This window comes from Paenibacillus humicola, assembly GCF_028826105.1.
Taxonomy (GTDB): Bacteria; Bacillota; Bacilli; order Paenibacillales; family Paenibacillaceae; genus Paenibacillus_Z; species Paenibacillus_Z humicola.
On the sequence record NZ_JAQGPL010000001.1, the window covers coordinates 3,199,731 to 3,216,716 of the forward strand.

Sequence of the window (16,986 nt, forward strand, 5' to 3'; positions counted from 1 at the left end):
TTACGATGCTGCGTTTTCTCCGAAAACGCCTAAGCTGTTTCTTACGATGCCGCGTTTTCTCCGAAAACGCCTAAGCTGTTTCTTACGATGCCGCGTTTTCTCCGAAAACGCCTGAGGAGGACTTCAAACATGTACCAGAAAATCGGTTTGCTGCTTTTGCTGATGTGCTTATTTGCGGGCATGACCGCTTGCGGCGGCAATAACGGAGCGACCCCCGCCCCTCCGGAAACGAACGCCGGAACGCCGGATTCCGGCGCTAACGGAAACACCGCTGCAGCGGATGCCGAAGCGGTCTATAAAGCGCAATGCATCGGCTGCCATGCGGCGGACTTGTCCGGGGGCGTCGGGCCGAATCTGCAGAAGATCGGCGCCGAGCTTTCGCAGGACAAGATCGCGGCGCAGATCGAGAACGGCGGCGGCGGCATGCCGGCCTTCAAAAGCACGCTGAGCGCCGACCAAATTGCGGCCTTATCCCAGTGGCTGGCTGCCCATAAATAAGGCGAAAAGCCGGAACGCCCGTGCGACTTAAGACTTCATGCACGGACGGCCCGGCTTTTCATTTTACCCGCTCAGCCAGCTTTACACCTCAAAGATCAAGCCGGCCACGATCGCTGGATTTTCCCGAAGCAAGTCCGCTCCCGGCACCGACCACGCTTGGCGCCCTTCTTCCCAAACACCTCCCGCATCAGATCGGAAAATCCGTTCAGCACAATATTCGGCCTTTCGAATTCGGGAACGGAATTAACAATACCTTCCACTTTAACGACGCGTTTCACTTGATCGAGTGAACCGAGCCCGCTTCGCAGCATCGCAAGCACTTCCAAACCGGCACTCCGTGCGAACTGGTATCCTTCAGCAGCCGTTAGTTCACGCTTCCAGCTCCCCATGTCCGCCCCGCCACTAGTGTAAGTGCTGTTGCCAATTTTCCAAAATGACCTTATAAATCCCGCTCTTCAGCGAACGAGGGAAGCTCTTTATTTGATTTGCTTTATTGAAGATATACTCATTCCCGGCAGAAAGAACCGCTCGGTCTCCGGCACGCGCGTTGTCGATGTAAGAAATGGTCATTCAAGATCGCAAATGAAAAGAAATCAAAGCCGTATTTTGATGCTACGATTGAGAAAAGGAAGGACAATGTACTCGACTTTAAAACAAGCGGTGCAAGATTTGCAAGCCGAAAGCGCAACCACGCTGAAAGTGCTGGACTCTCTGACAGACGCATCGCTTATACAGCCGATCGTGGAGGGACACCGCACGCTTGGCCAGCTGGCCTGGCATTTGACGACGTCGTTCCAAAGCATTTTGGAGCAAACCGGCTTGCGGACGCTAATCAAATCTGAATTCAAATTGTAAACATTGAAAATTTAGGAGGTATTTTAATGGTCCGATTCTTAATTCTATACCCCGAGCCAAGTGATACAGAGGCGTTTGAGAACCACTATCGCGAGGTACACATTCCTTTGGCAAAAAAACTTCCGGGTCTCCGCCGTTATTCCTTAAGCCGTAACTCAGTACCGATTCGAGGAGCCGATCCCTACTATCTCGTAGCCGAATTGGATTGGGATAGCATGGAAGACATCAACAAGGCATTCCAGTCACCGGAAGGAAGAGCATCTGCCGAAGATGTTAAAAATCTTGAACGGCTAAGTCCAGGCATGCACTCCATGGTATATGAACTTAAGGAAATCGTGTAAATCCTAATTGCAATTTAGTGCTCAATAAAACATCGCTTTAAATTAAACCATGGCTGATGCAGAAAGATGGGCCGCCGGGATACAGGGGCCGGCGTATGCGATTGATGATCAGACCGCCATCAAAGTGGTCGACGGAGCAGTCGAAGTGGTCTCCGAAGGGCATTGGAAACTGTATTCGCCTTAGCATTTTTGAAAAATTAGGCGATCGGACGCGAAATAAACCGCCTTTCCCCAAGCGATTTTCATTTAACATAACCTATAGGTAATAAAAAACAGCCCCCGATTAAGGGGCCGTCTTATGTAAGTGTTGTTCGTTTAAAGGACGCGGCGCGCGGTGACGAATTTATTTTTCCAATACGAGATGTTCATGCTCGTGATTTTTACGCCGCTGCCGGCGCTGTGCAGCATTTTTCCGTTACCTGCGTAAATCGCGACATGACTGATGCCTTTCCCGCTCGTGTTGAAAAAGATTAAATCGCCGACGCTGAGATATCCTTTCGCCACCTTTTTCCCTTTCAATGCCTGCGCGGAAGAGGTGCGGGGCAGTGTAACGCCGAGCTTTTTAAAAATATATTGCGTAAAGGAAGAGCAGTCGAAAGCGGTCGTGCTTCCGGAATCGGCGCCGAACAGATACGGGGTGCCGAGAAATTGTTTGCCGACGCTGATCAGCTTAAGCGATTCGGGAGTGGCGGCGCTCGCCTTGGACGGCGCACCGAAGGTAAACGCAGAAAAGCCTAACGCGATACATATGCCGATTCCAATCGTTCTTGAAAGTCTTTTCTTGAACATTCTGCTATGCGGCCTCCATCTTGATAGTAGTCAATGCTTCCGGGGTATTGATTCCAGCATTAACTATAGCACATCAAAATAAGGCCGATTTTGCCAATGAGAGCGCATTCGGATTGCTCGCAATGGATTACGCTTTTTATGAGAAATTCATGAGAACTTTTTAATCGCGAAAAAAAGCTGTCCTTCTTGCTTTTTCGGCAAGATCGTGGACAGCTTTTTCGGCAAAAAACGTTATTTTCCGCTTACCCCCATGCCGCCAGCTCCATTTCGAATTCATGAGCGAAATCCGGACTGACCGGCATTGCGCGCACGTTTGCCCCAGCCAGCAGCGCGCCGTCGCCGGGCAGTGCGCCTTCGTACAGATAACATCCCGTCCCCAGCTGCTTGACCATGGTCAGCGGCGCTTTCCAAATGCCGCCTTTTCCGTCCGGACCGACCGCTTCAACCCGGATATCCTGATGCCAGATCGGCCCGAGAACGACCTCGACCCGGCAAACCGTGCTCGGCAGTCCGATCCTTGTGCCCTGCGCTGATGCCACCTCCATGTGGCGAACGGACACCTCGCGCCAATGGCTGCGGATGAACCGTTTATAGTCCGCCACCTTCCGTGCAAGCTCGAAGCCGTCCGCGGCAAAGCGCGCTCCCCGTTCCGAAACGGGCGCATACAGGGTGCGCCAGTAATCGAGCACCATACGCGTCGTATTGAACTGCGGCGCCAGCGAAACGATCGATTCCTTCATCATAGCGGTCCATCCGCCCGGAACGTCATCGCCGCCGCGGCTGTAATAAAGCGGCACGACCTCGTTCTCCAGCAGCTCGTAAAGCGCCCGGCTGTCCTGGTCGGCGCGCGCGTCGTCCTCCAGCTCTTCCGCGCCGGGGATCGCCCAGCCGTTGCGGCCGTTATAGCCTTCGCACCACCAGCCGTCGAGCACGCTCAAATTAAGCACGCCGTTAACGGCCGCTTTCTGCCCGCTCGTCCCGCTCGCTTCCATCGGCTTGACCGGCGTGTTCAGCCAAACGTCGACGCCTTGAACGAGGCGTTTCGCGATATCCATCGCATAGTTCGGGACGATAAAGACGCGGTCCTTGAACCGTTCATCCGCGGTCAGACGGGACAGGCCGCGAATCAGCTCTTGACCGGCGCCGTCCGCGGGGTGCGCTTTGCCGGCGAAGACGAGGACGACGGGACGCTCCGCATCGCGGAGGATGCGCGCGAGCCGCTCCGGATCCCGAAAGACGAGCAGCGCCCGCTTATACGTCGCAAACCGGCGCGCAAATCCGATGACCAGCGGCAGCCGTCCCCCGCCAGCCGCCGGCAGCCCGAGCTCCCGGAGCATACGCCCCTTCGCCTGCTCGTGCGCTTCCCACAGCTCCCGGTCCGGGATATCCCGAATCGGCTCCCACAGCTCCGTTTTGGCCGCTTTCGCTCTCCACTGCTGCGGTAAATGCCGGTCGAAGAGCGCCTTCATTTCTGGCGACAGCCACGTTTCGGTATGGATGCCGTTCGTGATCGCTTCTACCGGAATATCTTCGCCCGGGATATGGGGCATCCAGCGGTGAAACAGCTTTTTCGTCACCTCGGCATGAAGCCGGCTGACCCCGTTCACCTTTGCGGAAGCGCTTGCCGCGAGGCGGGTCATGTTGAAGCCGCCTTCCGCCCGGCCGAGCTCCAAAATCCGCTCGCGGCTCGTCCCAAGCTGCCAATAATAGCCGCCCAAAAAACGGTCCACCAGCTCTTCGCTGAAAATATCGTGACCGGCGGGAACCGGCGTATGCGTCGTAAACACCGTGGCGGCCTTGACCGCTTCCAGCGCCGTCTCGAACGGAACGCCTTCGGCCGACAGCATCCGGATCCGCTCGAGCGTCAGAAAGGCGGAGTGCCCTTCGTTCATATGCCATACGCCGGGCACGATTCCAAGGGCAGCCAGCAGCCGGACGCCGCCGATGCCGAGTATGATTTCCTGCCCGATCCGGACGGCGGGATCGCCGGGGTAGAGCCGGTCCGTCAGCCTCCGGTCGTGCTCGCCGTTCAGCTCCGTGTCCGCGCTGAGCAGATAGACGGGAGCCGACCCGGCCCGGGCGACCAGCGCCTTCAAATAGACCTCCCGTCCCTCCAGCGGTACGGTGACGAGCAGCTGACGGCCGCCGGCGTCCAGCACGGGCTCCAACGGCAATCGGTCCGGGTCGAGCATCGGATACAGATGCTCCTGGGTGCCGCTCTCAGAAATGCGCTGCTCGAAATAGCCGCAGCTGTAAAAGATGCCGACCCCGACGAGGGGCAGTCCCAGATCGCCGGCGGCTTTCATATGATCGCCCGCCAAAATGCCCAGCCCGCCCGAGTAAATCGGCAGCGACTCGTCAAGCCCGAACTCCGCGGAGAAGTAGGCCGCGCAGGTACACATAAGCATCACCTCACGTTTTACGAGATGGTTGTGCCGGAACTTACCCGATATCCTATGCAAAAGACCGGCACTCGTGCCTATCCCTGCTGCGAAGCGGCGGTAAACCGGTTCCGCTTGAAAGCGGCGCCCCCTGAGCCGCATCCGACCGTTCGAAGCTCCCGGCTCGCCGAAGCCCGGAAAAACCGGCAATAACGGCTGAAGCCGTCTATCCGACGGCGGAACAAATATCTTCCCTTCAACCGATAGCAAAAGGAACGTGAAGTGTGAACCTATTCCGCTACAAAGAGAAAAGCCGCGGAATACCGCGGCTTAATCGAAGGCCCCTTCCAAATTTTTGAACTGGTTGTAAAACATCCGGTAGTAGACGCCCTCCGCTTGAAGCAGTCCTTCGTGCGTATCCCGCTCGACGATTTCGCCTCGGTCGATCACCATAATCGAATCGGCGTCGCGGATCGTGTTGAGCCGGTGGGCGATGATGAAGCTCGTTCGTCCCTGCATGATGTGCAGCAGCGCATCCTGAATGTGGAGCTCCGTCCGCGTGTCGATGCTGCTCGTGGCCTCATCCAGAATGAGGATCGACGGCCGGGCGAGAATAACCCTGGCGATGGCGAGCAGCTGCCGCTGGCCCTGGCTCAAATTGCCGCCGTTCTCCGACAGCATCGAGTCGTACTGCAGCGGCAGGCGCCGGATGAAGCCGTCCGCATTGGCCATAACCGCCGCAGCCTTCACCTCCTCGTCGGTGGCGTCCTCCCTGCCGTATTTAATATTTTCCTTGATCGTTCCGGAAAATAAATACGTGTCCTGCAGCACGATGCCGAACGCTTTGCGCAGGCTGTCCCGGGTGTACGAGCGGATATCCCGTCCGTCGATGCGGATCGTGCCGCTCGTCGTATCGTAAAACCGCGTCAGCAGGTTGACGATCGTCGTTTTGCCCGCCCCGGTCGGGCCGACAAGCGCCGTGCTGCTGCCGGCCGCGGCGGCGAAGCTGACGTTTTTCAGGATCGGCGCTTCGGGGCGGTAGCCGAACGACACGTTGTCGAATTCCACAAGCCCCTTCGGATTGACCAGCTGGGCCGCGCCCGGCGGATCGTCCGGCTCCTCCTTCTCGTCAAGCACCTCGAACACCCGCTCCGCTCCGGCGATGCCCGACTGCAGCACGTTATACGTGTTGGCGATGTCGTTCAGCGGCCGGACAAACTGCCGGGAATAGCTGAGGAAGCTGGCGATGACGCCGACGGAGATGAGCCCTTTGATCGCCAATATGCCGCCGACGATCGCCACTGCGGCGAAGCCGAGGTTGTTGATGACGCCGAGCAGCGGCATCAGGAAGCCGGACCAGATCTGCGCCTGCGTGCCGACCTCGCGCAGCCTGCCGTTCACTTCCGAGAATTCCCGGATCGCTTTCTCCTCATGATTGAACGCTTTCACGACCAGCAGACCGGAAATCGTCTCCTCGATCTGCCCGTTCAGCTTGCCGAGCTGCGCCTGCTGGTTGCGGAACAGGACGCTCGTCCGTTTCGTCACGGTCCGCGCCAGCACATAAACGAGCGGAACCGTAATGAGGCTCGCCAGCGTCAGCAGAGGGCTCAGCACGAGCATCATGATCAGCGAACCGACGATCGCGATCGCTCCCGTCATCAGCTGCGTCGTTGTCTGCGAGACGGTCATATTGACGTTGTCGATATCGTTTGAGAGCCGGCTCATCACTTCGCCGTGCCTGCGCGTATCGAAGAAAGCGAGCGGCAGCTTCTGCAGCTTGCCGAACAGCGCTTCCCGCAGCGCCTTTACGATCCGCTGCGCAATGCCCGCCATCATCCAGCCCTGCATGAGCGTCAGTCCGGCGTCGCAGACGTAGGAAATCGCCAGCGCGATCAGCACGATGTGCAGCAGCTTGAAGTTCACGTTCCCCGCCGCGCCGGCCATCGAGTCGACAGCGCGGCCGATCAAGTACGGACCGACGAGCGTTACGAGTGCATCGACCAAAATAAACGCGAAAACGAGCGACAGCCGCCTGCGTTCCTGCCCGATGTACGACCACAGCCGCCGCAGCGTGCCGCGGAAATTTTTCGGCTTCTGCACAGGCCCGCCTCTGCCGCCGGGCCTTCCCCCGAATCCGCCGGGCATACCGGGCGGGCCCGGAACGGAGGCTGCCGGACGTCTCGGTTCCTGCTCATTCGGCTGCGGCATGGATTTCCACCTCTTTTCCGATTTGGGAACGGTAAATTTCCCGGTACACCTCGCAGCTGCCCAGCAGCGTTTCATGGCTGCCGATGCCGACGATTTCGCCGTCGCTTAACACGACGATTTTGTCCGCATCCATCACCGACGTGATGCGCTGGGCGATTAAGAGGCACGTAATGCCCTTCGCAAACTGGCGCAGCGCCGCCTTGATTGACGCTTCCGTCGCAGCGTCCACCGCGCTTGTGCAGTCGTCGAGAATGAGGATGTCGGGCTTGCGTACGAGCGCTCTTGCGATGGACAGCCGCTGCTTCTGCCCGCCCGACAGGTTGACGCCGCCCTGGCCGAGCTTCGTCTCGTAGCCTTCGGGTAAAGCGGAAATAAAATCGTGCGCCGCCGCCATTTTCGCCGCCTGTTCGACCTCGCCGATCGACGCGTTCTCGCTGCCCCACCGGATATTTTCGATGATGCTGCCGGTGAACAGCACCGTTTTTTGCGGCACGACGGCCACCTTCTCGCGAAGGATGCGGGGGTCGAGCTCACGAACGTCGACGCCGTTCACCCGCACCTCGCCGGCGACGGTATCGTAAAATCGCGGCACCAGATTGACGAGACTCGTTTTGCCGGATCCCGTCGAGCCGACGATGCCGACCGTTTCGCCCGGATGAACGGTCAGGTCGACCGATTTAAGTACAAGCGCGCCGGACGGGCCGTCATAGGAAAAGCCGACACGGTCGAATTCAATCAAGCCGCTGCCGGCGAATCGCCGCGACGCCTCCTCGTTCCAGGTCAGACGGCTGTTCTCCGCGAACACCTCGCCGATGCGTCCGGAAGACGCCCTTGCCCGGACGAACATCGTGAATACCATCGAGATCGTCATGAGGCCGAACAAAATTTGCGTCATGTAATTGACGAACGCGATGATATGGCCCACCTGCATATTGCCGGCATTGACCCGCATGCCGCCGATGAGCAGCACGGCGACGATGCCGAAATTGACCGTCAGCGTGATGGCCGGGTTGAACACCGACATCGCCCGCTGGGCGGTGATTGAACGGCGCTGGTAATCGTCGTTGATCCGGCCGAATTTGCCGACCTCGTAATCGAAGCGGTTAAACGCTTTCACAACGCGCACTCCGGACAAATATTCGCGCATCGCGCCGTTCAGCCGGTCCATCGCCTGCTGTACCTTCATGAAGAGCGGAAAGCCGACCTTCATATTGAGCGCGATCAGCGCGCCAACGACCGGTACGACGACGACCAGCACGAGCGACAGATGCGGATTGAGCCGGACCGCCATGATAAGGCCGCCGATGCAAAGCATCGGCGCTTTGACGAAGAACCGCATCATCCCGTTGACGAAGTTCTGCACCTGCGTGACGTCGTTGGTCAAACGGGTAACGAGCGAGGCGCGGTCGAAGCGGTCGATATTTTCGAAGGACAGCTGCTGGATCTTTCGAAACAAGTCGAGCCGCAAATCCGCGCCGAAGCTCTGGGACACCCGGCTGGCAACGAGGTTGCGGCCCGATGCCGCAAACGCGCCGGCTGCGGTGATCAGCAGCATCAGCTCGCCGTAATGAAGAACGGTGCTCATACTGTTCGACGCGACGCCGACGTCGACAATCCGGGACATGATCGTCGGCTGCATCAGATCGCACATCGCCTCGCACGCCACGAGCAGGACGCCCAGACAAAACCGGACGCCGTATTTGCGGACATAATTTCTCATGAAATGCAAAATAAAGGCCTCCCCGCGTGTAGATCAATCGAGCACAATCCCGAAATAGTCGCGCAGAGCCGCGGCATATTCGTCTTTCGAACGGGGGACGAACGCGCGGACGCCGTCCTTCCGGAAAAGGCGAAATTCGTCGCCCGCCAGCGTATTCCGGCCATCGCGCGTGCGAATCGCCGCCATGGCGCTCTGCACGAAAATCGATTCCGGCGCATGCTCGCACCAAAAGCTCGCAAACAAAAAATCCTTCGGCAGCTGCGGTTCCTCGGTGAAGGAATAAATCCGTTTCCATTCCCCGGCCTTCAGCTCGCAAAGCATCCAGCCATACTGAGCATCGCGCTCCAGCCGGTAAACCTCGTCGCCCTGCCGCTGCTCCAGTCCTTCCTCCATCCGAATCGGCCGGCGCGGCACGATGCCTCCGACGCCGACATCGCACAAGTAATCCGCATCATCGGCGCGGACCATCAGCACATGATGCCGCCGCTTCGGCGGCGGGTCCGGCTCGTCGCGCCAGAAGCGGGCGACAAAGTCCGTTACCGGGTAGCCCAGCTCTCGCAGCAGCCAGCCGAACAGCGCGTTCAGCTCGAAGCAGTAGCCGCCGCGGCGTCGAACGACGATTTTGTCATACAGCTTGCCGATCTCCAGGGAAAGCGGCACCCGCCTGTCCGGCAGCAAATCGAAATTTTCGTAAGGGACCGCATGAAGATGCGCGTCCTGCAGTCCGGCCAGCGCGGCGGCGCTTCCATCCATCGGACCGTCGTACCCGATACGGGCCAAATAAGCGGCCGTTTCCGGCTTCAAGGTGTCGCGGGTATTATTCATCGGCATGACTCCTCTCCAGGTGCGGATTTGAACATTCCTATAAGACATTCGCGGTGCCGCCGCGTTCTCCTTCCTTATATATGCAAGGGCCGCACCTTCTTGAACGCGGCACAAAGCCGCGGCATATGCGCCGCCGCTTGTTCCGTCGAGTGCCATCTTCCCCGCCGTAAGATACAGCCGTCCGGCTGCCTCGACGCAACAAAAAAAACCGTGTCTCCACGGTTTCGGTTGCCGGTATATGGACGGTGTACTTTGAACTCGAGTGCCATCGCCCCTGCAAGGCGATTTGGTCATGCCATTCAAAATGGCGGAGAGAGAGGGATTCGAACCCTCGCACCGCTTGCGCAGTCTAACCCCTTAGCAGAGGGTCCCCTTGAGCCGCTTGGGTATCTCTCCATGACCTACTGTCAATCTATTTTGCGACAGCTTTTATATGATACACGGATTCGAGCGCATTTTCAAGTGGAAAATAGATTGCCGGGAACGGACGGAACCGTCGGAGCCGTGAAGGTCCTGCCCTAAGCAAGCGGCCTCCGGACGGTCTGCGCCCGGAAGCGCGCGATCAATTTACTGCAGTGCGCTGTTCGTAAAATAGAGCACCTGCGGCCCTGCGGCGCCGCCCGTTAAGCTGAGCTGCGCTTCGACCGTTTTCCCTTTTTTGTTCACGTTGAAATCGGCGACCTTCCAGGCATATAGATAATTCAAATATTGCGATTCCTCCAGGTCCTTTCCCCACCCGACGACATAATGGCCCCCGCCTCCGGACGGGTTGTCGTATACTTCGATTCGCCGCTTGGCGTCCTCTTCGTTATTGATGACGACGCTCAGATTATACAAGACGCCGTAGTTCCCGTTATTAACGACCGTTCCGCCGTCCACCGCATCATACCCCTCCTCGTACTCTCCCGGCATCGAATCGCTGTACGGGCCGGAAGCCGACGACGAGATCCGGATAAGCGCATTGGCCGAGGACGTATTGTACTGGAGCGTCCCCGCGCGGTCGGAATGGGGGAACGTGCCGCGCACATGTACGTCGCCCGGCAAAATAGGCATCTGGTCCGGCCGTTCCGGCTTTGCCGTCCGGTAACCGAGCGTCGTCACCGTCACGGCGGCATCGCGGTGGCCTTGCAGCGAAACGGCGTCAAACTGCGCAATACCGCTCGTCGTATACGTATCGGCGGTCACCGTATCCAGGAAGTAGCTGTCGCCCGGATTCAGCACGGCCTCGAGCTTCTGCGCCGCCCGATTTTTCATAAACGCGGTCAGGGAATCCTGGCCGGCCACATCGGGATAATAGTTCGTTCCGATGCCGATTCCGTTCGAGAAAAGCATGACCGGCGCGCCTGTATTATTCGTGACGGCCACCGATATCGTCATCGGCTGTCCCGACATATTCTGATGATGCCAAAAGACCCGAAACGATCCGCTGACATTGTCGCGGTAATACGCACCCTCCGTCTTGGGCGATTCGGGCGAATCGCTGAGCAGAAGCGGACCGCCGGTGCCGGTCAGAACCGGCTTCTCCATCTTGATCGCCGGCTTCAGCGAATCGATCGGCACGATGTCCGAATCGTCGGCCGCCGCGGTCGCAGCAAACAGCATCGTACCGATCAGTCCGAAATACAGCATCAGCTTCTTTCGCAATGCTAAGTCCCTCCTTCGTCGCATAAACGTTCTCCTTCACGACTCCGACCGTTCCGTCCATGGCCGTCCCTGAATTCAAGCCGCCGAGCCTCGGCTGAATTACTGCTTCGCGCTGCTGCAAGCCTCCTTCCTGGATTTGGAATAAAAGGTTCGGATAAGCCGGCTGCTCTTATTGTTGCAATTGACACCGTAATTATCCGGCCTGGCTTTCGACGCACGAACAATGTGCCTTCCCGGCGGAGCATCAGGCTTCCTCCCTTAGATGTATAAAATAAGCGAGCCGAACATTCATACTTTCCTGCGTGATCAGAAAGAAATGGCTCCCGCCGTCCGCGGCGGATTTTATGCTATTATGTCAAAAAACCGGCCGCAGCTGCGGCCGGTTCATACCGGTAATGATAGGTTTACCGGCTGCTTGCCGGTTTGTTCTTTAGCGGTTTATTTAAACAGCTTAATGCGGTCTTCAAGCGGCTGGAACTGCTTCTCTCCCGCTGGTGCCGTCGGCTTGCCGAACGGCATTTGCGCTACGAGCTGCCACGTTTCGGGGAGCTTCCAATCGGCTTTCACCCGCTCGTCGATCAGCGGATTGTAATGCTGCAGCGATGCGCCGAGCCCTTCGTTCTCCAATGCCGTCCAAATCACATATTGCAGCATGCCCGAAGACTGCTGCGACCAGATCGGGAACCGGTCCTGGTAGGTCGGTAACTGCGCCTGAAGCGATTCGACGACCGTCTGATCCTCGAAGAACAGCACGGTGCCGTATCCGCTCCGGAATCCGCTCATGCGCTGAGCCGTCGATTCGAACTGGTCTTCGGGAACGATCGACTTCAGAATGGATGTCGTCAAATCCCACAGCTTGTTATGCTCCTCGTTCAACAGCACGACGACGCGGGCGCTTTGCGAGTTGAAGGCGGACGGGGTATGCTTCACCGCCTGCTTCACAACCTCCATGATGCGTTCGTCGGATATCGTCGATTCTTTGCCGATTCCGTAATAGGTGCGCCGGTTCACTATAGATTCGAAAAATGTTTTCTCCATTTTCTTTCCCTCCAAATTATGTTTCTCAAATTTGAGATATTACCGCTCGAAGGTTATTATAAACCAACCGCCGCAAAAAGAAAAGGTTAAATTTTAAGATATCTGGTTGAAAATGAAAGGCCCGTCTGTCGACGCGCCTTGAGCGTCCGCCTGCCGTTCAAACGGCAGCGTTAAATACCGGCTGATTCGTATTGTCTAGTTATTCGGAATCTTCCCATTTTTTCGAGTACGCTTTTTTCGTCACCCAAAGCGTAAGCCACGTGACCGCAATGGCAATGATTATCGCACAAATCCATACACCTGCCGGCACTCCCATGCGTTGTCCCTCCCTTCAAACCTGTACAAATGATACACCAGTACGGGAGCTTTCCGCAAGGAGACCTGCCGCCGGCACAAGGTTAACGAGACTTCAGCCGCTGCTGCAGCAGCTCCGCCAGCTCTTCCGTTTCCTCGTACAAGAGCGGTCTGATCGATTCCAGCCGCACCGCCATTTTACCGGCTTCGCTTCGTTTGGCCGTCCAGAGCACGCGCAGCTGCAGACCGAGCGCATAGCCTGCCGAAACGTACATTTCCGGCGACGGGTCCGACAAATCGGCGACCAGCAGCTTGCTTTCCGCGAGCTGACGCAGCAGCGTTTCGCTGTCCGTGCCATCTTCGCCGGATACGAACTGCGGCATATACCCGCACTGCTCCAGCTTCGGAAAAATGTTCGCCTGCCACTCGTAACGCAGCTGCTCCTCCTCCGGCACGAAGACGCAGCACGGCTTCAGCCGCTTGCCTCCGGCCAGCGCCACCGCCGTCTTCCAGCCCGTCTCCGTCAGTTTAAACGTCGAGCCCGTCCGCTCCAGCATTTCTTCATCCTTCAGCTTCTCAATAATATAAATGAGCTCCTGGAGATTCGGGGAATAAGTCAAATTATAGCTTTCCGTAAGCTGATGAAGGATGACCGGCTCCCCCGGACCGTCCGAATGCCGGTGCAAAAACTGCAGCAGCCGCTCGCCCTTCGCGTCGATCGTTGCCGGTATACGGGGCGATTTGCCGATTGCCGCCAAATCCTCGTCCGCCAAGGCGACGGTTTCGCCGCAGTCGGTCAGCTCGCGGATATAACCGGAAATAAGCGGGAACAGCGCCCGTTTTGTCTGGTAGGAAACGGACTTGTACGTTTCATAGCTGTCTTTTCGGAGCGCATAACCGCTGCCCGGCGCGCAGAAGCAGCCGATATACCAGTCGTAATCGTCGTTCGGTTTGATCGGCACGAGCCGATCGCAAAACAAACAGCGTTTCGATTCCATCGTGATGTTTCGCCCCCTCATTCCTACAGTTCGCACGAAACGTCGGATTAAAGGGGGACGTATCATTAGGATTCTCTCATGATCGAGCTTGTATCCGAAAAATCGAATGGTTATAATGAAGCCACCGGTCCATATTCATCCATCGTATTTTTGAAAGGAGCTCCTGCCCTATGAAGCAATACCGCGAAATCGAATCGCTGGCGGATTGGGAATCCGCTTATTCCGAGTCGGCGAACAAGCAGCTGGTCATTTTCAAGCACAGCACGACGTGCCCGGTCAGCGCGAACGCGCTGAACGAATTCAACGCCTATTTGCAGGAAAATCCAGCCGCCGATACCGACTATGTGCTGGTAAAGGTAATCGAGTCCCGCCCGGTATCGAACAAAATTGCCGAGGATACGGCCGTGAAGCACGAATCCCCGCAAATCATTTTGATCAAAAACAAGGAAAAAGTGTGGAGTGCATCCCACTGGTCGATCACGACCGAGCATATGACGGCCGTCCTCAATTAAACCTCGACCGCCAAGCAAAAAGGAGCGGGCTTCTGCCGATCGGCAGGCCTGCTCCTTTCGTTTTTCCTTTTCGCAGCAGGCTGGCGCTCAGCCGAGCTGCTTCTGAAAGCACACGATGTCCAGCTTTCGTCCGAACTTATACCCGACCCCCCGGAAGTAGGCGCACTGCTCGTATCCGTTCCGCTCAAACAGCCGGATGCTCCGGTCGTTCTCCGAGCAGATGGTCGCGATCAGCACCTGAAAGCCGTTCTGCACCGCATACGACTCGATAAACTGCAGCGCCCGGAAGCCGATCCCCTGCCCGGTCGTCTCCGCCTTTAAATAGATGGTCACTTCGGCACAAATATCGTAGGCCCGCTTTTTCTTGTATTGCGTCAGCAGGATGTAGCCGATAAGCTCTCCCCGATCGAGAATGACAAACGTTTTGAATCTCGGGTCGGGATTGACGATATTCGACTTCATCTCCTCCGCCGACACTGCCTCCAGATCGAACGTTACGGTCGTATTCACGACGTAATCGTTGTAAATGCCGCGTACTCCTTTCAGATGCTCCATGCGAAACGGTTCGAATGTCAGCTCCATCTCCTGCTCCTCTTTTCTCTAAAATTCCGATATGTACAAGTTTACAACGGGTATATAGGTTTTGAATAGAACCTTTTCAAGGTCAGGCTCGTTTAATAACTGTGATCGTCGACAGACAAGTTCGAAAATCGACAACAGGCGATCTTGCGGCTTATGGCAACCTAAACTCAGCGATTTGCGGGTTTGCTGGCCGATTCAGCCGTTTTTTCCGATTGCAAATTCGGCGGCGATATTTTATCATAGCACTCGCGTATTTCTAACCGGGATACGGAGTAGTCCTTTTGGGGGAGAGGAGGATGCACCGGTGAAGCGTTTATCGATGACCAAACCGAATATCGCTGCGGCCTGGAACCGATATAAACCGCTGCTCGGCATGCTGATTTTCCCGGTTCTGGGGTGGTTGTACGCGCAGGTAAACCATCCGGCCAATCAGGTTTACAGTCTGGTGACGGATCTGGACCGGATCATTCCGGTCGTAAAAGCGTTCGTACTGCCCTATTCCGTATGGATTTTTTATATTTATATTTGCCTGATCTATTTTTTCATGAAAGATCGAAAGGTATACGCGCGTACCCTGCTCACCTACACGATTTGTGCATTGATATGCTATTCGATCTACATGGTGTTTCAAACGACCGTTCCCCGGCCCTATGTCGACGGTACGGATCCGATTTCGAGGCTGCTCGATTACATTTACGGCCACGATGCCCCCTTTAACTGTTTTCCAAGCATTCACTGCTTCTCCAGCTATTTGGTGATGAAGGCTCTGTATTCCAGTTCCTTCAAAAACAAGCGCAACCAGACGCTGATCTACGGCATGTCTTCGATCATTATTTTGTCAACGGTGTTCATCAAGCAGCATGCCATTATGGATGCCGTCGCAGGCATCCTGCTGGCCGATACGGTCTACCGGCTGCTGGGCCTGATGGAACAGACGGTAAAGACGCGCAAGGCGAATCCGGCGCTGCAAAAGGCGGATATCGATTTTTAACGGAAAAACCGGCCTTCATCGGTAAGCGATGGCGGGCCGGTTTATTTTTTGGCATGCGGCTAAAGAGGCCAAGGGTTATTAGCGGCAGGACGCACATCCGTACCCGGTCAAACGGTCAAGACGGACGCGGCTGCGGCGGCCCGTCCACGCCTGGCAAAAGCCGTCGATGCAACTTTTACATGGGATTTATTCAAACAGAGATTTAAATTTCCCGTAGCCTTCTTCGTCCAGTCGTTCGACGGGAATAAAGCGAAGCGCCGCGGAGTTGATGCAGTACCTGAGTCCGCCGGGCTTCGGACCGTCGTTGAAGATGTGGCCGAGATGGGAGTCCGCCTGCCGGCTTCGCACCTCCGTACGGACCATGCCGTGGCTGTAATCGCCCTGCTTGGTCACCTGACCCTCATGCACCGGCTTTGTAAAGCTCGGCCAGCCGCACCCCGAATCGAACTTGTCCCGCGAGCTGAACAGCGGTTCGCCGGAAACGATGTCGACATACAGCCCCTCCCGGTGATTGTCCCAAAATTCATTGCGGAACGGCGGCTCCGTCGCACTGTTCTGCGTCACGTCGAATTGGAGCTCCGTCAGCCTGCCGCGGAGCTTTGACTTGTCCTTCTCCGTATTCCAGTGCGATTGGATAAAGGCGTCGCGGCCCGAGCCGGTCCGGTACATTTTATAGCGGAACGGATGCGTTTTATGATAATCCTGGTGATAGTCCTCCGCCGGATAAAAGGGACCCGCCGGCACGATCTCGGTTACGATCGGTTTGTTGAACCGGCCGCTGCGTTCAAGCTCCCGTTTGGATGCTTCCGCTTGTTTCCGCTGCTCCTCGTTGTGGTAGAAGATGGCGGTCCGGTACGACGAGCCCCGGTCGTGAAATTGCCCTCCGGCGTCGGTCGGATCGATCTGCTGCCAAAACAGCCCGAGCAGCTTCTCATACGGGAACAAGCCGGGATCGAACGTAATCTGCACCGCTTCGGCATGGCCGGTCGTTTCGGAGCAAACCTCCTCGTAGGTCGGATTTTCCGTATGGCCGCCCGTATAGCCGGATACGACCTTTATGATTCCCGGCAGCTCGTCGAACGGCTTCACCATGCACCAGAAGCATCCTCCCGCAAACGTCGCCAGCTCCTCGCGTCCCTCTTGATGTTCATTCGCCGTCATTGGCTATCCCTCCTGATCGCAGTTCTAGTCCTTATGATACACCAAATCCTGGCATGACGAAAACCTGCGTCCGTCCGCCGCCCTTTTCGAGGGCTATTGACGGAAACGGAACCGGAATCGGCCGATAAAGGAGCAAACTTGTGAAAATC

16 protein-coding genes, 1 tRNA gene and 1 pseudogene are annotated in these 16,986 nt (G+C 56.8%); 6 read left to right on the forward strand and 12 right to left on the reverse strand.

Translation table 11 applies throughout. The features are described from left to right. Window positions 1-129 precede the first annotated feature (129 nt). Window positions 130-498 carry a c-type cytochrome gene (locus PD282_RS14635; protein ID WP_274651403.1) on the forward strand — a complete coding sequence of 123 codons (369 nt, stop codon included), beginning with the start codon at window positions 130-132 and terminating at the stop codon, window positions 496-498. A gap of 95 nt (window positions 499-593) precedes the next feature. Here the strand turns inward: PD282_RS14635 and PD282_RS14640 are convergent, their stop codons facing one another. Beyond that, window positions 594-887: a RidA family protein gene (locus PD282_RS14640; RefSeq protein WP_274651404.1), complete on the reverse strand. Its 294-nt coding sequence runs from the start codon at window positions 885-887 to the stop codon at window positions 594-596. A gap of 91 nt (window positions 888-978) precedes the next feature. Between PD282_RS14640 and PD282_RS14645 the strand changes: the two genes are divergently transcribed. The 3 genes and pseudogenes from PD282_RS14645 to PD282_RS14655 form a co-directional block, all read left to right on the forward strand. Beyond that, window positions 979-1,353 carry a DinB family protein gene (locus tag PD282_RS14645; protein ID WP_274651405.1) on the forward strand — a complete coding sequence of 125 codons (375 nt, stop codon included), beginning with the start codon at window positions 979-981 and terminating at the stop codon, window positions 1,351-1,353. A 26-nt stretch (window positions 1,354-1,379) separates the two neighbouring features. Continuing rightward, the gene (locus PD282_RS14650) at window positions 1,380-1,694 is read left to right on the forward strand and encodes an EthD family reductase (RefSeq protein WP_274651406.1); all 315 of its coding nucleotides are present in this window, start codon (window positions 1,380-1,382) and stop codon (window positions 1,692-1,694) included. 46 nt (window positions 1,695-1,740) lie between these two features. Beyond that, a pseudogene (locus tag PD282_RS14655) lies at window positions 1,741-1,878 on the forward strand (Type 1 glutamine amidotransferase-like domain-containing protein); the annotation flags it as partial. Between the two features lie 131 nt (window positions 1,879-2,009). On the opposite strand, the gene PD282_RS14660 reads toward PD282_RS14655, so the two are convergent. From PD282_RS14660 to PD282_RS14700, 9 genes are all read right to left on the reverse strand, one after another. Further along, the gene (locus tag PD282_RS14660; RefSeq protein WP_274651407.1) at window positions 2,010-2,483 is read right to left on the reverse strand and encodes a C40 family peptidase; all 474 of its coding nucleotides are present in this window, start codon (window positions 2,481-2,483) and stop codon (window positions 2,010-2,012) included. 242 nt (window positions 2,484-2,725) lie between these two features. Then, entirely contained in the window at window positions 2,726-4,885 is a 2,160-nt protein-coding gene (gene glgP, locus PD282_RS14665) for an alpha-glucan family phosphorylase (RefSeq protein WP_274651408.1), read from the reverse strand. A 309-nt stretch (window positions 4,886-5,194) separates the two neighbouring features. After that, window positions 5,195-7,072, reverse strand: coding sequence for an ABC transporter ATP-binding protein (locus tag PD282_RS14670; protein ID WP_420832296.1), 1,878 nt, complete (start codon window positions 7,070-7,072; stop codon window positions 5,195-5,197). Beyond that, window positions 7,056-8,801, reverse strand: coding sequence for an ABC transporter ATP-binding protein (locus PD282_RS14675; protein ID WP_420832297.1), 1,746 nt, complete (start codon window positions 8,799-8,801; stop codon window positions 7,056-7,058). The genes PD282_RS14670 and PD282_RS14675 overlap by 17 nt, the downstream gene beginning before the upstream one ends. A 24-nt stretch (window positions 8,802-8,825) precedes the next feature. Beyond that, a complete protein-coding gene (locus PD282_RS14680; protein ID WP_274651409.1) occupies window positions 8,826-9,617 on the reverse strand; it encodes an arylamine N-acetyltransferase family protein in 792 nt (263 codons plus the stop codon). Between the two features lie 305 nt (window positions 9,618-9,922). Then, window positions 9,923-10,013: transfer RNA gene (locus tag PD282_RS14685), tRNA-Ser, on the reverse strand. A 171-nt stretch (window positions 10,014-10,184) separates the two neighbouring features. After that, window positions 10,185-11,261 (reverse strand): hypothetical protein, encoded by a 1,077-nt coding sequence (locus PD282_RS14690; protein ID WP_274651410.1) that lies wholly within the window; start codon window positions 11,259-11,261, stop codon window positions 10,185-10,187. 438 nt (window positions 11,262-11,699) lie between these two features. Beyond that, a complete protein-coding gene (locus PD282_RS14695; RefSeq protein ID WP_274651411.1) occupies window positions 11,700-12,299 on the reverse strand; it encodes a nitroreductase family protein in 600 nt (199 codons plus the stop codon). Between the two features lie 398 nt (window positions 12,300-12,697). Continuing rightward, the gene (locus PD282_RS14700) at window positions 12,698-13,591 is read right to left on the reverse strand and encodes a hypothetical protein (RefSeq protein WP_274651412.1); all 894 of its coding nucleotides are present in this window, start codon (window positions 13,589-13,591) and stop codon (window positions 12,698-12,700) included. A gap of 170 nt (window positions 13,592-13,761) precedes the next feature. On the opposite strand from PD282_RS14700, the gene ytxJ reads away from it, so the two are divergent. Next, complete coding sequence (gene ytxJ / locus PD282_RS14705) at window positions 13,762-14,103, forward strand: bacillithiol system redox-active protein YtxJ (protein ID WP_274651413.1); 342 nt, start codon at window positions 13,762-13,764, stop codon at window positions 14,101-14,103. 87 nt (window positions 14,104-14,190) lie between these two features. Here ytxJ and PD282_RS14710 read toward each other — a convergent pair whose 3' ends face one another. Then, entirely contained in the window at window positions 14,191-14,685 is a 495-nt protein-coding gene (locus PD282_RS14710) for a GNAT family N-acetyltransferase (protein ID WP_274651414.1), read from the reverse strand. 304 nt (window positions 14,686-14,989) lie between these two features. Here PD282_RS14710 and PD282_RS14715 point away from each other — a divergent pair, with 304 nt between their 5' ends. Beyond that, complete coding sequence (locus tag PD282_RS14715; RefSeq protein WP_274651415.1) at window positions 14,990-15,676, forward strand: phosphatase PAP2 family protein; 687 nt, start codon at window positions 14,990-14,992, stop codon at window positions 15,674-15,676. A gap of 186 nt (window positions 15,677-15,862) precedes the next feature. Here PD282_RS14715 and msrA read toward each other — a convergent pair whose 3' ends face one another. Next, window positions 15,863-16,837, reverse strand: coding sequence for a peptide-methionine (S)-S-oxide reductase MsrA (msrA, locus tag PD282_RS14720; protein ID WP_274651416.1), 975 nt, complete (start codon window positions 16,835-16,837; stop codon window positions 15,863-15,865). Between the last annotated feature and the right edge of the window lie 149 nt (window positions 16,838-16,986).